The 12,495-nt window shown below is 49.3% G+C and carries 13 protein-coding genes; 8 read left to right on the top strand and 5 right to left on the bottom strand.

Annotation, left to right across the window (positions count from 1 at the left end; genetic code table 11):
• Nucleotides 1–105 precede the first annotated feature (105 nt).
• From pheS to ihfA, 3 genes are read left to right on the top strand one after another with little or no spacing between them, the layout of a single operon-like run.
• Complete coding sequence (gene pheS, locus ABIE10_RS04010; RefSeq protein WP_016152865.1) at nucleotides 106–1,089, top strand: phenylalanine--tRNA ligase subunit alpha; 984 nt, start codon at nucleotides 106–108, stop codon at nucleotides 1,087–1,089.
• A gap of 15 nt (nucleotides 1,090–1,104) precedes the next feature.
• Nucleotides 1,105–3,492 (top strand): phenylalanine--tRNA ligase subunit beta, encoded by a 2,388-nt coding sequence (pheT, locus tag ABIE10_RS04005; protein ID WP_065554668.1) that lies wholly within the window; start codon nucleotides 1,105–1,107, stop codon nucleotides 3,490–3,492.
• Nucleotides 3,493–3,496: 4 nt separating this feature from the next.
• Nucleotides 3,497–3,796 (top strand): integration host factor subunit alpha, encoded by a 300-nt coding sequence (gene ihfA / locus ABIE10_RS04000; RefSeq protein WP_003030571.1) that lies wholly within the window; start codon nucleotides 3,497–3,499, stop codon nucleotides 3,794–3,796.
• A 40-nt stretch (nucleotides 3,797–3,836) separates the two neighbouring features.
• On the opposite strand, the gene ABIE10_RS03995 is transcribed toward ihfA, so the two are convergent.
• From ABIE10_RS03995 to ABIE10_RS03975, 5 genes are all read right to left on the bottom strand, one after another.
• Entirely contained in the window at nucleotides 3,837–5,066 is a 1,230-nt protein-coding gene (locus ABIE10_RS03995; RefSeq protein ID WP_016152867.1) for a NupC/NupG family nucleoside CNT transporter, read from the bottom strand.
• Between the two features lie 3 nt (nucleotides 5,067–5,069).
• Nucleotides 5,070–6,032 carry a nucleoside hydrolase gene (locus ABIE10_RS03990; RefSeq protein ID WP_286454708.1) on the bottom strand — a complete coding sequence of 321 codons (963 nt, stop codon included), beginning with the start codon at nucleotides 6,030–6,032 and terminating at the stop codon, nucleotides 5,070–5,072.
• A gap of 17 nt (nucleotides 6,033–6,049) precedes the next feature.
• Entirely contained in the window at nucleotides 6,050–6,784 is a 735-nt protein-coding gene (locus ABIE10_RS03985) for an outer membrane protein OmpK (protein WP_016152869.1), read from the bottom strand.
• Between the two features lie 31 nt (nucleotides 6,785–6,815).
• Nucleotides 6,816–8,030 (bottom strand): PfkB family carbohydrate kinase, encoded by a 1,215-nt coding sequence (locus ABIE10_RS03980; protein ID WP_200013741.1) that lies wholly within the window; start codon nucleotides 8,028–8,030, stop codon nucleotides 6,816–6,818.
• An 86-nt stretch (nucleotides 8,031–8,116) separates the two neighbouring features.
• Nucleotides 8,117–8,275: a DUF1427 family protein gene (locus ABIE10_RS03975; RefSeq protein WP_049268801.1), complete on the bottom strand. Its 159-nt coding sequence runs from the start codon at nucleotides 8,273–8,275 to the stop codon at nucleotides 8,117–8,119.
• A 304-nt stretch (nucleotides 8,276–8,579) separates the two neighbouring features.
• On the opposite strand from ABIE10_RS03975, the gene btuC reads away from it, so the two are divergent.
• The 5 genes from btuC to ABIE10_RS03950 all read left to right on the top strand — a co-directional run bounded on the left by btuC (nucleotide 8,580) and on the right by ABIE10_RS03950 (nucleotide 12,495).
• The gene (gene btuC / locus ABIE10_RS03970; RefSeq protein WP_032931198.1) at nucleotides 8,580–9,560 is read left to right on the top strand and encodes a vitamin B12 ABC transporter permease BtuC; all 981 of its coding nucleotides are present in this window, start codon (nucleotides 8,580–8,582) and stop codon (nucleotides 9,558–9,560) included.
• Nucleotides 9,561–9,619: 59 nt separating this feature from the next.
• The gene (locus ABIE10_RS03965; protein ID WP_016156341.1) at nucleotides 9,620–10,171 is read left to right on the top strand and encodes a glutathione peroxidase; all 552 of its coding nucleotides are present in this window, start codon (nucleotides 9,620–9,622) and stop codon (nucleotides 10,169–10,171) included.
• The gene (gene btuD / locus ABIE10_RS03960) at nucleotides 10,171–10,920 is read left to right on the top strand and encodes a vitamin B12 ABC transporter ATP-binding protein BtuD (protein WP_047500298.1); all 750 of its coding nucleotides are present in this window, start codon (nucleotides 10,171–10,173) and stop codon (nucleotides 10,918–10,920) included. The genes ABIE10_RS03965 and btuD overlap by 1 nt, the downstream gene beginning before the upstream one ends.
• Before the next feature lie 77 nt (nucleotides 10,921–10,997).
• The gene (locus tag ABIE10_RS03955; protein WP_047500302.1) at nucleotides 10,998–11,462 is read left to right on the top strand and encodes an NlpC/P60 family protein; all 465 of its coding nucleotides are present in this window, start codon (nucleotides 10,998–11,000) and stop codon (nucleotides 11,460–11,462) included.
• Nucleotides 11,463–11,781: 319 nt separating this feature from the next.
• On the top strand, nucleotides 11,782–12,495 hold the full coding sequence (locus ABIE10_RS03950; protein ID WP_049281901.1) for an EAL domain-containing protein: 714 nt from the start codon (nucleotides 11,782–11,784) through the stop codon (nucleotides 12,493–12,495).

The following is a 12,495-nucleotide window of genomic DNA, read 5'->3' as shown; positions in this document are numbered from 1 at the left end:
TGTACGCTCCTGAGGATTAGCGCTTTACTGCTGCCTTGACTCAGCCAGAATGATTTTGTGTATATACGAGCGACTAGTGAATATCGCAACATAACGAGGAAAACCATGTCACATCTCGCAGAGCTGGTTGCCAGTGCAACGGCCGCCATTAACCAGGCTTCAGATGTTGCCGCGTTAGACAATGTCCGCGTCGAATATTTGGGCAAGAAAGGGCACCTGACCCTTCAGATGACTACCCTGCGTGAACTGCCGGCAGAAGAGCGCCCGGCAGCAGGTGCGGTGATAAACGAAGCCAAAGAGCAGGTTCAGCAAGCGCTGAACGCGCGTAAAGCCGAATTAGAAAATGCCGCGCTGAATGCTCGTCTGGCTGAAGAAACGATCGATATCTCCTTGCCTGGGCGTCGTATCGAAAACGGCGGTTTGCATCCGGTAACGCGGACTATCGATCGCATTGAAAGTTTCTTTGGTGAGCTGGGCTTTACCGTGGCGACCGGTCCGGAAATCGAAGATGATTATCATAACTTCGATGCGCTGAACATTCCTGGCCATCACCCGGCGCGCGCTGACCACGACACTTTCTGGTTTGATGCGACGCGTCTGCTGCGCACGCAGACTTCCGGCGTGCAGATCCGCACCATGAAAGAAAAACAGCCGCCGATCCGTATTATCGCTCCGGGCCGCGTATATCGTAACGACTACGATCAGACGCACACCCCAATGTTCCATCAGATGGAAGGGCTGATTGTTGATACCAACATCAACTTCACCAACCTGAAAGGCACGCTGCACGATTTCCTGCGCAACTTCTTTGAAGAAGACCTGCAGGTTCGTTTCCGTCCTTCCTACTTCCCGTTCACCGAACCTTCTGCGGAAGTCGATGTGATGGGTAAAAATGGCAAATGGCTGGAAGTATTGGGTTGCGGAATGGTTCATCCGAATGTGCTGCGTAACGTCGGTATCGATCCGGAAATCTACTCTGGCTTTGCATTCGGTATGGGTATGGAGCGTCTGACCATGCTGCGTTACGGCGTAACCGATCTGCGTTCTTTCTTCGAAAACGATCTGCGTTTCCTCAAACAGTTTAAATAAAGGCAGGATAAAACAATGAAATTCAGTGAACTGTGGTTACGCGAATGGGTAAACCCGGCTATTGATAGCGATGCGTTGTCAAACCAAATCACGATGGCGGGTCTGGAAGTTGACGGTGTGGATCCTGTTTCTGGCGCGTTCAACGGCGTTGTAGTGGGTGAAGTGGTTGAGTGCGCTCAGCATCCTAACGCTGACAAACTGCGCGTCACCAAGGTGAATGTCGGCGGCGACCGCCTGCTGGATATCGTCTGCGGTGCGCCAAACTGCCGTCAAGGGCTGAAGGTGGCTGTAGCAACCGTTGGTGCCGTTCTGCCGGGCGATTTCAAAATCAAAGCCGCGAAACTGCGCGGTGAACCGTCTGAAGGCATGCTGTGCTCGTTCTCCGAGCTGGGTATTTCCGACGATCACAACGGTATTATCGAACTGCCTGTCGATGCACCAATTGGTACCGATATCCGTGAATACCTGAAACTTGACGATAATACTATCGAAATCAGCGTCACTCCGAACCGCGCCGACTGCTTAGGCATTATCGGTGTAGCACGTGACGTTGCTGTACTGAACAAAGCCCCTCTGGTTGAGCCGGAAATAGCGCCAGTAGCCGCAACCATTAACGACGTCCTGCCGATTCAGGTCGACGCGGTGGAAGCCTGCCCACGCTATTTGGGCCGCGTGGTGAAAGGCATTAACGTTAAAGCGCCAACCCCGCTGTGGATGAAAGAAAAACTGCGTCGTTGCGGCATCCGCTCGATCGATGCCGTGGTTGACGTGACTAACTATGTGCTGCTCGAATTGGGCCAGCCGATGCACGCATTCGACAAAGACCGCATTGAAGGCGGGATTGTTGTCCGCATGGCAAAAGAAGGTGAAACCCTGGTATTGCTGGACGGCAGTGAAGCGAAGCTGAATGCGGATACGCTGGTGATTGCGGACCATAACAAAGCGCTGGCAATGGGCGGCATCTTTGGTGGCGAGCACTCCGGTGTGAATGATGAAACGCAAAACGTCCTGCTGGAATGCGCGTTCTTCAGCCCGCTGTCTATTACCGGTCGCGCGCGTCGTCACGGTCTGCACACCGATGCCTCTCACCGCTATGAGCGTGGTGTCGATCCGGCGCTGCAACATAAAGCCATGGAACGTGCTACGCGCCTGCTGATTGATATCTGCGGCGGCGAAGCGGGTCCAATCATTGACGTGACGAACGAAGCCTCGCTGCCAAAACGCGCAACCATTACGCTTCGCCGTAGCAAACTGGATCGTCTGATCGGACACCATATTGCAGATGAGCAGGTGAGCGATATTCTGCGCCGTCTGGGTTGTGATGTCACGGAAGGGCAAGATGAGTGGAAAGCGGTAGCGCCGAGCTGGCGTTTCGATATGGAGATCGAAGAAGACCTGGTCGAAGAAGTCGCCCGTGTATACGGTTATGACAATATCCCGAATACGCCAATTCAGGCGGGTCTTATCATGGGTACGCATCGTGAAGCGGATTTGTCGCTGAAACGCGTAAAAACCATGCTGAATGACAAAGGCTACCAGGAAGTTATTACCTACAGCTTTGTCGACCCGAAAGTCCAGGCGCTGCTGCACCCGGGTGAAGAAGCGCTGTTGCTGCCAAGCCCAATCTCGATTGATATGTCGGCAATGCGTTTATCCCTGTGGACCGGCTTGCTGTCTACGGTAGTGTACAACCAGAATCGTCAGCAAAACCGCGTGCGTATTTTCGAAACGGGTTTACGTTTCGTACCGGACACGCAGGCTAATCTCGGGATCCGTCAGGATCTGATGCTGGCGGGCGCGATCTGCGGTAACCGTCATGATGAACACTGGAATCTGGCAAAAGAGACCGTTGATTTCTATGATCTGAAAGGCGATCTGGAAGCGGTTCTCGACCTGACCGGCAAGCTGGCGGATATTCAATTCAAAGCTGAAGCGAATCCAGCACTGCATCCGGGGCAGTCTGCGGCGATTTATCTGAAAGGTGAACGCATTGGTTTCATTGGGGTTGTTCATCCTGAACTTGAACGTAAACTGGATCTGAACGGTCGCACTCTGGTGTTTGAACTGGAGTGGAACAAGCTCGCAGACCGCGTGGTGCCTCAGGCGCGTGAAGTTTCTCGCTTCCCGGCGAACCGTCGCGACATCGCGGTCGTTGTGGCAGAAAACGTTCCCGCTGCGGATATTTTATCCGAATGTAAGAAAGTTGGCGTAAATCAGGTAGTTGGCGTAAACTTGTTTGACGTGTACCGCGGTAAGGGTGTTGCGGAGGGTTATAAGAGCCTCGCTATCAGCCTGATCCTTCAGGATACCAGCCGTACACTTGAAGAAGAGGAGATTGCCGCTACCGTCGCCAAATGTGTAGAGGCATTAAAAGAGCGATTCCAGGCATCATTGAGGGATTGAACCTATGGCGCTTACAAAAGCTGAAATGTCAGAATATCTGTTTGATAAGCTTGGGCTTAGCAAGCGGGATGCCAAAGAACTGGTCGAGCTGTTTTTCGAAGAGATCCGTCGTGCTCTGGAAAATGGTGAGCAGGTAAAACTCTCTGGTTTTGGTAACTTCGATCTGCGTGATAAGAATCAACGTCCGGGCCGTAATCCGAAAACGGGCGAAGATATTCCCATTACAGCACGGCGCGTGGTGACCTTCAGACCCGGACAGAAGTTAAAAAGCCGGGTTGAAAACGCAACGCCGAAAGAAGAGTAATCTGAACTAACTAAAAAGGCCGCGAATGCGGCCTTTTTTCTTAGTGGGCCAGAAGGAAAAACAGCCCGGTCAGTGCTGCGCTCAGCAGGTTAGACAACGTGCCCGCCAGGATCACTTTAAGCCCCATTTTAGCAATGAAACTTTTTTTCCCCGGCACAATCCCCCCCAGTACGCCAATCAATGCGGCAGGAGAGGACAAATTGGCAAACCCAGCCAGCGCCATGATCGTTATTATCTGCGAATATTCCGACAGTTGGTCTTTCATTGGAATAAAGCTGGTATACGCGACGAACTCATTCAACACCAATTTTTGACCTAACAGGCTGCCAATTTGCAAGACTTCGTTAGCGGGAATGCCCAACAGCCAGGCAACCGGAGCAAAGAGGTAACTAAAGATAAATTGTAGCGTGACGTTACCATAGCCGAAAAAGCTACAAAACCAGCCCAACAAGCCGTTCACCATAGCAATTAATGCAATCAGTGCCAGAAGCATTGCCCCCACGTTAGCGGCGAGCTTCAGCCCGATAGTCGCGCCATTTGTCGCCGCTTCAACGATGTTGATAGGCTTTTCATCTTGACCAAGCATATCGCCTGACACGTCGGCAGTGTTTTCGGGTTCCGTTTCTGGAAACAGCATTTTCGCCATTAACAGACCGCCTGGTGCTGACATAAAAGAGGCGGCTACCAGATAGCGAATTTCGATCCCCATACTGGCATAGCCAACCAGCACTGAGCCTGCGATAGAGGCCACACCACCTGTCATGAGGGCAAACAGTTCTGAGCGCGTCATGCGTGGCGCATAAGGCTTCATCAGGACGAAGACGTCAGTATTGCCCGCAAAAATATTGGCCGTTGCAGCCATGGATTCTGCCGGGCTGGTGCGCAGCAGTTTATGGATACCCGTACCGATGAGACGGATAATCCACTGCATGATGCCCAGGTAGTACAGCACGGAGAACAATGCCGACATAAAAATGATAATCGGCAGAACATGCACGGCAAATACAAACCCCATTTTGAACTGTCCGAGATTACCGAAGAGAAAGTTAATCCCTTCCGACGAATAGTTCAGCATGCCTGACAGACTGTTTGATATGGCGAGTAAGATTTTTTCCCCTAAGGGGACATACAGGATAAATGCAGCAAAAAGAGCCTGGATTGCAAAGGCGCCGCCAACGGTGCGAAACCGGATAGCTTTGCGATTTTCTGAACATAGCCAGGCAACGAGTAACAGGACAACAATGCCAAGTATGACGATGAGTATCTGCATGGTTTATCCCTCATCGGCATCAATGATGCTACGGAAAAGATCTTTAAAGAGAGCATCCCGCTCAATAAATTTTGCGACCTGAATGACGTGACGGCGGTTATCAAAACTCCAGCTCAGATTGTCATTGATCAAAGGGGATGTACGGTATTCACAGGTGAACCAGTCAGGATTCAGGACATAGCCAACCGTAGTGATATCCCAAATGACTTTGCGGGATGCAAAACCAATCCAGGGGCATCGCGGGGCAATTTCAGCAAAGTAGCTACCAATGCGGCTGGTCTCTGCAAAATAGTGCTGCATCTCTGGGACCGATGAGGCCATAGTGTTAGCCACGCCAAAGCAGGGGATTTGGGTGAGCGCTACGCCGCTATCAAAAAGTACCCGACTCGCCGCAATGTCCTGCATCAGGTTGAATTCATGATTATCTTTCCAGGCATAACTGTTACCCCCAAGCCAGATGACATGAATCTTTGTGACGATGTCCGGCGCGAGGAGCAGTGCGTTAGCGATATTGGTCGGCGCGGCGATTGCGAGTACATGTAATGTTTGCTCAGCCGTTCTTGCCCGGTTAATCAAATCCTTTACTGCAGCTGACATCTCCGGCTGATTGCTATCTTTCAGATAGCGTGTTGAACCCTGGAATATTTGCGGTATGTTTTCGCGGCGGGGGAGTTTGTTAAATACGCGATAGATCTCATCGACGCTCAGTTGCATGCCTACTGCGGGATCGTCAACATATGTGTGCGAGCCCTCTTTACCAAAATAGTGGTTGGTAAACGGAGCGGCGTAAACAGCTTGCAGATCGAGGCGCTCCGGGTGTAAGAATGCCCAGGCAATGGCCATCTGATCGTCAATTTCATTGTAGGTATCGCTGTCAATAATGATAGGCACTTTGCCATGCTTAGGTGGCGTAATTAAGGCAATACGCTGCGCTGAAGTTAATTCAGGCCAGTGGATACTTAACATCGTTAATGTTCCTTAAGTTAGAAGTCGTAGGCCAGTCGATAAATGAGAATATCGCCATATCCATCCGCACCAAGTTTGTTATAGAAGTATCGATACATTAATGTGGTGGATATATGAGGCATGATTTTCCAGGTAATATTCAGACCGCCGTTTAAACCATTGCTACCATGATTGTTAGCGGTATAGTCATCATTACGGTCAAGTTCTATTTCATTCCAATTGGACAGTAAGAAGTCCTGATTGAGAAGATTGAAAGCATAACCAGCGTTCCATCCAATTGAGAAACCATTGAGTCCATTAATATCATAAGCTGGGCCAAAATTACTGTGTGCGGTAATGTACTGACGAGCAATCCAGGGTTTAAACCACCATCCATCGCCTTTCAGGTCGGTATAGCCAAGCCCAATAAATTGATTCGTCTCTTTAAAATTGGGACTTTGCGAATTATAGACTTTTGTAAATAGGCTGGCACCCGTTTTCCAGAGGTAGGTATGAATTTCACCATTCGCAGTCTGCCCCTGATTTCCCTCGTCGTCTAGAATATTTTCAAAATCATAAAAGCCGTACATTTCACCCCAATCAAAACCAATACCTCCCTCAATACCAATTAAGGCTTGTTCATATTCGAGGTCTTTAACACCGGCATCCCAGGATTGGTAGTCAAAATGTATATTCCCCCAACCGTATTGTTGTTCAGCTAATGAGGAAAAAGCTACGCACGATAATAAAGCCCCGAAGGCGATTTTTTTCATTTTATATCCCTATTTTGGTGGTGGGTAAATATCAGTATTTAGTACAAGCTAATCGTTTTAATACGAGTTCATGGGATGGCATATTGGCTGCGCCTTCACGCTCTACGGCCAGTGCTGCAAATACACAGGCGTAATGAATTGCGTTGGCAATATTTTCTCCACAGGCAAGTCGTGCAGCGAGTGCACCATTAAATGCATCACCGGCGCCGGATGTATCAATATTAACGGCGGGATATGCCGGGAACTGTTGGTGTGTAGATCCATCAAATAACCAGCACCCATCTTTGCCTAACGTAATTAGAATATATTGTGGTCCCATTTGGTGCATGGTTTCGGCGGCCTGACGAATATCGTCTGGCGTACGAATAGCCTTGCCAATTATCGCCTCTGCTTCTGTGAGGTTTGGGGTCAGGATGTGTGTCCAGCGGAGAAGCTCTGTCACTTCCTTACGCCATGGCGCTGGATTCAGGATTGTCATCACCCCGGCGGCATGTGCGAACTTAATAGCTTGAGCTGTAGCGTCAGGATTGTTTTCCATCTGCGTCAAAAAAACATTGGCGGTGCCTATCTCGTCATAACAGGATATAATTTCTTCACTCGTTATTTCCTGATTAGCCCCTGGATTAATAACGATTACATTATCGCCAGCTTCTTCGGATATCATCACTACGGCACTGCCGGTTGGTGCATCATTTTTGGTAAAGATGGTTAGCTTTTCTAATCCTACGCCATTTAAAAAATGCTGGGCTTTAGTTGAAAACTCATCTTCACCTAATTTGACTGTAAAATAAGTGCGAGCATTGGCTTGTGCTGATGCTATCGCCTGGTTGCTGCCTTTCCCTCCGGGTAAACAACAGGAAAAAAGCGCGCGCGTGGTTTCCCCTGAAATAGGAAAACGGTGAAGCCGATAGACTAAGTCGGTGTTAAATGAACCCAGAATGTAAACTTTACCATTGTTTTCGTTCATTGATATTTCTCGTTCGATCTTTGATTGGTTAATGATGATGTTTTGGTGCAAATAAAGAGAGTTGTTCTCATATAATGGGAATGCATTGTCGTGATTATATACAGCACCTCCATAGCATGAGCGGACATGTCCTGTTTTTACAAGGTCATTGATGTCGCGGCGGAGTGTTCTTTCCGTAACATCAAGTACCTTAACAAGAGATGATATTTTTACACTTCCTTGTTTTTTGAGTAGTGTTAAAATATAGCGAAGACGCTGTTTTTTGTAACGACAGGGCATCTAATCCTCACTTTTCATGAATGTGATGAGAGGTCCATGTAATAAGTTTATTTTGTCTATACGTTAATTTTTTTTGGTGAATGAATTTATTTGTTGAATAAATAGTTAAAGATCTGATTACCACTAAGTACACCGATGATACCAAATACACCAGGCCAGACAGTAGGGGCTGGAATGGGGAGTTTTATTAATGTAAATATGAAACCAATAATTGCACCAGCAATAAGCGAAAGAATTATATCCATAAGATAATTCCTGAGGGTGTTATGATGATATGAAGACTACACAATATATTTACGTATTGATGAGAAGACAATCACACAAAACTTCTGCAACCGGACATCTTGTCCGGTTGTGGTTATTTATTTAATCTCAGGAACGATATTAATAATGACAGCGACTACCTGGTATTGCTGCCAGCATTGCATTATGCAAAAGTCTAAGGTTCATGTTGTTTTGGGCCATTGCCTCATTTGCGGTAGAGCTTCCTTCCATGTTTTTTGCTTTCATCGTAAAATTAATGAGATAACCCATAAAAAAAGTATAAACATGCAACCTTTTGCACAATTACAACGTCGGCGAGACCGATACTGGTTAGGCACTTTATCGCTGTTGCTATTGGTCATGCTCGTGATTAGCTTATGCGCAGGAGAACAGTGGATCGCCCCCGGCGACTGGTTCAGCGCCCGCGGCGATCTGTTCGTCTGGCAAATCCGATTTCCCCGTACCCTCGCCGTTTTGCTGGTAGGTGCTGCGTTGGCCTTATCTGGCGCAGTGATGCAAGCTCTCTTTGAAAACCCGCTCGCAGAGCCTGGATTACTGGGCGTGTCTAATGGCGCGGGAGTCGGGCTCATTGCGGCGGTGCTGCTGGGGCAGGGTCAGCTCCCCGGCTGGGCGTTGGGTTTATGCGCCATCGCTGGGGCGCTGATTATCACGCTTATTCTGCTCCGTTTTGCCCGCCGTCATTTGTCTACCAGCCGTCTGCTGTTGGCGGGGGTGGCGCTGGGCATTATCTGTAGCGCGCTGATGACATGGGCCATCTACTTCTCCACTTCTTTTGATTTGCGACAGCTAATGTACTGGATGATGGGGGGCTTTGGCGGCGTTGACTGGCATCAGGCCTGGCTCATGGTGGCGTTGATTCCGGTGCTGGTGTGGATCTGCTGTCAGTCGCAGCCGATGAATATGCTGGCGCTGGGGGAGACTTCTGCACGTCAGTTGGGATTGCCATTATGGTTCTGGCGCAACCTGCTGGTGGTCGCCACAGGCTGGATGGTTGGCGTAAGCGTGGCTCTGGCGGGAGCGATTGGCTTTATTGGGCTTGTGATCCCACATATTCTGCGGCTGTGCGGCTTAACCGATCATCGCGTGTTACTGCCGGGCTGCGCGTTGGCTGGCGCTATCGTATTACTGTTGGCTGATGTTGTCGCGCGTCTGGTGCTGGCCTCGGCTGAGCTGCCAATTGGCGTGGTGACGGCCACCATGGGCGCACCGGTATTTATCTGGCTATTGTTAAAAGCCGCGCGCTAGAACGCGTTGATTCGGTCTATGATTAAAAACTAAAATCCACCTGTTGTTCTGGAGATGCTATGCAAAACACTATCCTCGATACAGACGTGACGACCATCGACGGCGAGGTGACCTCACTGCAGCCGTATGCCGGAAATGTGCTGTTAATCGTCAACGTTGCTTCAAAATGTGGGCTAACGCCGCAATATGAGCAACTGGAGAATCTGCAGAAAGCCTGGCATCAGCAGGGCTTTACCGTTCTTGGGTTCCCCTGCAACCAGTTTCTGGGCCAGGAGCCGGGCAGTGAAGAGGAAATAAAAACGTACTGCAGTACCACCTGGGGCGTTACCTTCCCGATGTTCAGCAAAATTGAGGTCAACGGCGAGGGACGCCATCCGCTGTATCAGAAACTGATTGATGCCGCGCCAACCGCCGTTGCGCCTGCGGATAGTGGATTCTATGAGCGTATGGCGAGTAAAGGTCGGGCGCCGCTCTACCCGGACGATATTCTGTGGAATTTCGAGAAGTTTTTAGTGGGTCGGGATGGTCAGGTACTGCAACGATTTTCACCCGATATGACGCCTGAGGATCCTGTTCTGGTGCAATCCATCAAGACGGCGCTGGCAAACTAATGTCTCGATTGATGCAGCTACAGGACGTAGCAGAATCGACCCGACTCGGCCCACTTTCTGGTGAGATAAAAGCAGGGGAGATCCTGCATTTAGTGGGACCTAACGGCGCAGGAAAGAGCACACTGTTGGCGCGAATGGCGGGGCTGACGACCGGCAAGGGCAGCATCACCTTTGGTGATGTGTCATTGGATGAATGGCCGGCAGCAAAGCTGGCGCAATATCGCGCTTATCTTGCGCAACAGCAAAACCCGCCGTTTGCGATGCCGGTCTGGCATTTTCTGACGCTGCATCAACCCGATAAAACACGCACCGATCTGTTACAGGAAGTCGCCGATGCGCTTGGGCTTGGGGATAAGCTGGGACGCAGCGTGAATCAGCTCTCTGGCGGTGAGTGGCAGCGCGTGCGCCTGGCTGCGGTTATCCTGCAGATTTGCCCACAAGCGAATCCATTCGGCCAGCTTTTGCTGCTGGATGAGCCGATGAACAGCCTGGACGTGGCGCAACAAAATGCACTGGACCGGATGCTGGGTCAGTTGTGTTTGCAGGGCATCGCGATTGTAATGAGCAGCCATGACCTTAATCACACCTTACGTCATGCGCACAAGGCCTGGCTCCTCAAACGCGGGAAGCTGCTTGCCAGTGGTGCTCGTGATGCGGTACTAACGCCGGCCAATCTGTCTGCGGCTTATGGTGTGAACTTCCGTCGTTTGGATATTGAAGGCCACAGAATGCTCATATCAACCACTTAAGTTAAATGGGTTCTTGAAAATCATATAATTTCCACGCTAAATTGACATAAAAATATAATTCAGAGGATTCGTCCTGAATGCGCTTTTGGCTTCTTTTCATCACAGCATTGTTTTTGGCGGGCTGCAGCAGCCATCGTGCTCCTGCGCCAAATGCCCGCTTGTCGGATTCTATCGCCGTTATCGCCGGGCTTAATGACCAGTTACAAACCTGGCATGGCACACCCTATCGTTATGGCGGCATGAGCCGTAACGGAGTGGATTGTTCTGGATTTGTATTGATGACAATGCGCGATAAATTCGATCTGCAACTCCCGCGTGATACCCGCACGCAATCAAAGATTGGTACCGAAATTGATAAAGATGATTTGCTGCCCGGCGATCTGGTGTTCTTTAAAACCGGGTCTGGGGAAAGCGGTCTGCATGTCGGAATTTACGATACCAATAATCAATTTATTCATGCCTCAACCAGCCGTGGTGTGATGCGCTCATCACTGGACAACGTTTACTGGCGCAAAAACTTTTGGCAGGCGCGACGTATTTAATCCTCATCAGTCACGAGGCTGCCTACGGCTGAGCAGCCTCGACATTTCCATTTGTTAGTAACTTCTTATTTCTGCCGCCAGCCGGACAATACCCCTGAACATTAAGAGCGTATCTTGCTAAAAATATGATTTATTCCGAGATATTAAAAAGTGCAAAGCTGGATATTCGCTTATAATCAGGATAAGCTAAAAAAAAGGGATTCGATTTACTGGCTATAAAGGGAAAAATGAAAGGGCCTCTACTTGCATCAGCAATAACGTATTTCTCCATCCTTTGCTACAGGATGCCGGATAACACCTATGCAGAGGGGCTGGCACGATGATTGTTTCAATGGATACTCTTTACCATTCAGAGTTCTCTTTTCTCCCTGCGAGAAACGAAAAAGGCGATCTTGAATACGTAGATATCATTACCAGTTTTGCCAGTGCGCAGGGGGATGTTCGTATACCCACCGAGCTGGTCCTACCTCGGATGTCGGGCGAAGAGCAATGTCGCTTATTTACCGAAAAGCTTGAATTAATCGAAACGTGCCAACATTTTTTTATTCAACGAAAGGTTTCTGCCTGGATTAATTTAACGCCGGCAATTGCTAATACTTTATTATCAGATGCTAAATTTGCTTCACAAGTTGAACGATTGTCATTTCTGGAACTGGCTATTAATGAAAACTATCCAGAGTTAAATAATGGAAAAGCGAATCCAACGCTGGCTGCACTGGCGGCGCGATTTCCATTAGTACTGACAAACTATGGTGCTGGCGGCATATCAAACCGGGCAATTTTTGATGGGCTGTTCAAACGCGTCGTGCTCGATAAAAACTTTGTTCAACAAAGGATTACACATATTTCGTTTGAGCCGTTTATGCGGGCTATCCTGGCACAGCTATTTCCCAGCAGTGAGTCAATTATCATTAGCGGTATTGATACACCCGAGATGTTAGCGCGCGTACTGCCTCTGGGATTCAGCGCCATGCAGGGCGCGCTGTGGCCTGCTGTGCCCCCCGCGCAGATAATTTCGCTCGCGAAGATATAA

Source organism: Citrobacter sp. 506 (assembly GCF_050434985.1).
Classification (GTDB): domain Bacteria; phylum Pseudomonadota; class Gammaproteobacteria; order Enterobacterales; family Enterobacteriaceae; genus Citrobacter; species Citrobacter braakii.
This window is presented reverse-complemented; position numbering and strand designations above follow the sequence as displayed.

Coding starts and splice junctions, on each gene's coding strand:
- pheS (WP_016152865.1), top strand. CDS start 106: ATGTCACATCTCGCAGAGCTGGTTGCCAGTGCAACGGCCGCCATTAAC.
- pheT (WP_065554668.1), top strand. CDS start 1,105: ATGAAATTCAGTGAACTGTGGTTACGCGAATGGGTAAACCCGGCTATT.
- ihfA (WP_003030571.1), top strand. CDS start 3,497: ATGGCGCTTACAAAAGCTGAAATGTCAGAATATCTGTTTGATAAGCTT.
- ABIE10_RS03995 (WP_016152867.1), bottom strand. CDS start 5,066: ATGCAGATACTCATCGTCATACTTGGCATTGTTGTCCTGTTACTCGTT.
- ABIE10_RS03990 (WP_286454708.1), bottom strand. CDS start 6,032: ATGTTAAGTATCCACTGGCCTGAATTAACTTCAGCGCAGCGTATTGCC.
- ABIE10_RS03985 (WP_016152869.1), bottom strand. CDS start 6,784: ATGAAAAAAATCGCCTTCGGGGCTTTATTATCGTGCGTAGCTTTTTCC.
- ABIE10_RS03980 (WP_200013741.1), bottom strand. CDS start 8,030: ATGCCCTGTCGTTACAAAAAACAGCGTCTTCGCTATATTTTAACACTA.
- ABIE10_RS03975 (WP_049268801.1), bottom strand. CDS start 8,275: ATGGATATAATTCTTTCGCTTATTGCTGGTGCAATTATTGGTTTCATA.
- btuC (WP_032931198.1), top strand. CDS start 8,580: ATGCAACCTTTTGCACAATTACAACGTCGGCGAGACCGATACTGGTTA.
- ABIE10_RS03965 (WP_016156341.1), top strand. CDS start 9,620: ATGCAAAACACTATCCTCGATACAGACGTGACGACCATCGACGGCGAG.
- btuD (WP_047500298.1), top strand. CDS start 10,171: ATGTCTCGATTGATGCAGCTACAGGACGTAGCAGAATCGACCCGACTC.
- ABIE10_RS03955 (WP_047500302.1), top strand. CDS start 10,998: ATGCGCTTTTGGCTTCTTTTCATCACAGCATTGTTTTTGGCGGGCTGC.
- ABIE10_RS03950 (WP_049281901.1), top strand. CDS start 11,782: ATGATTGTTTCAATGGATACTCTTTACCATTCAGAGTTCTCTTTTCTC.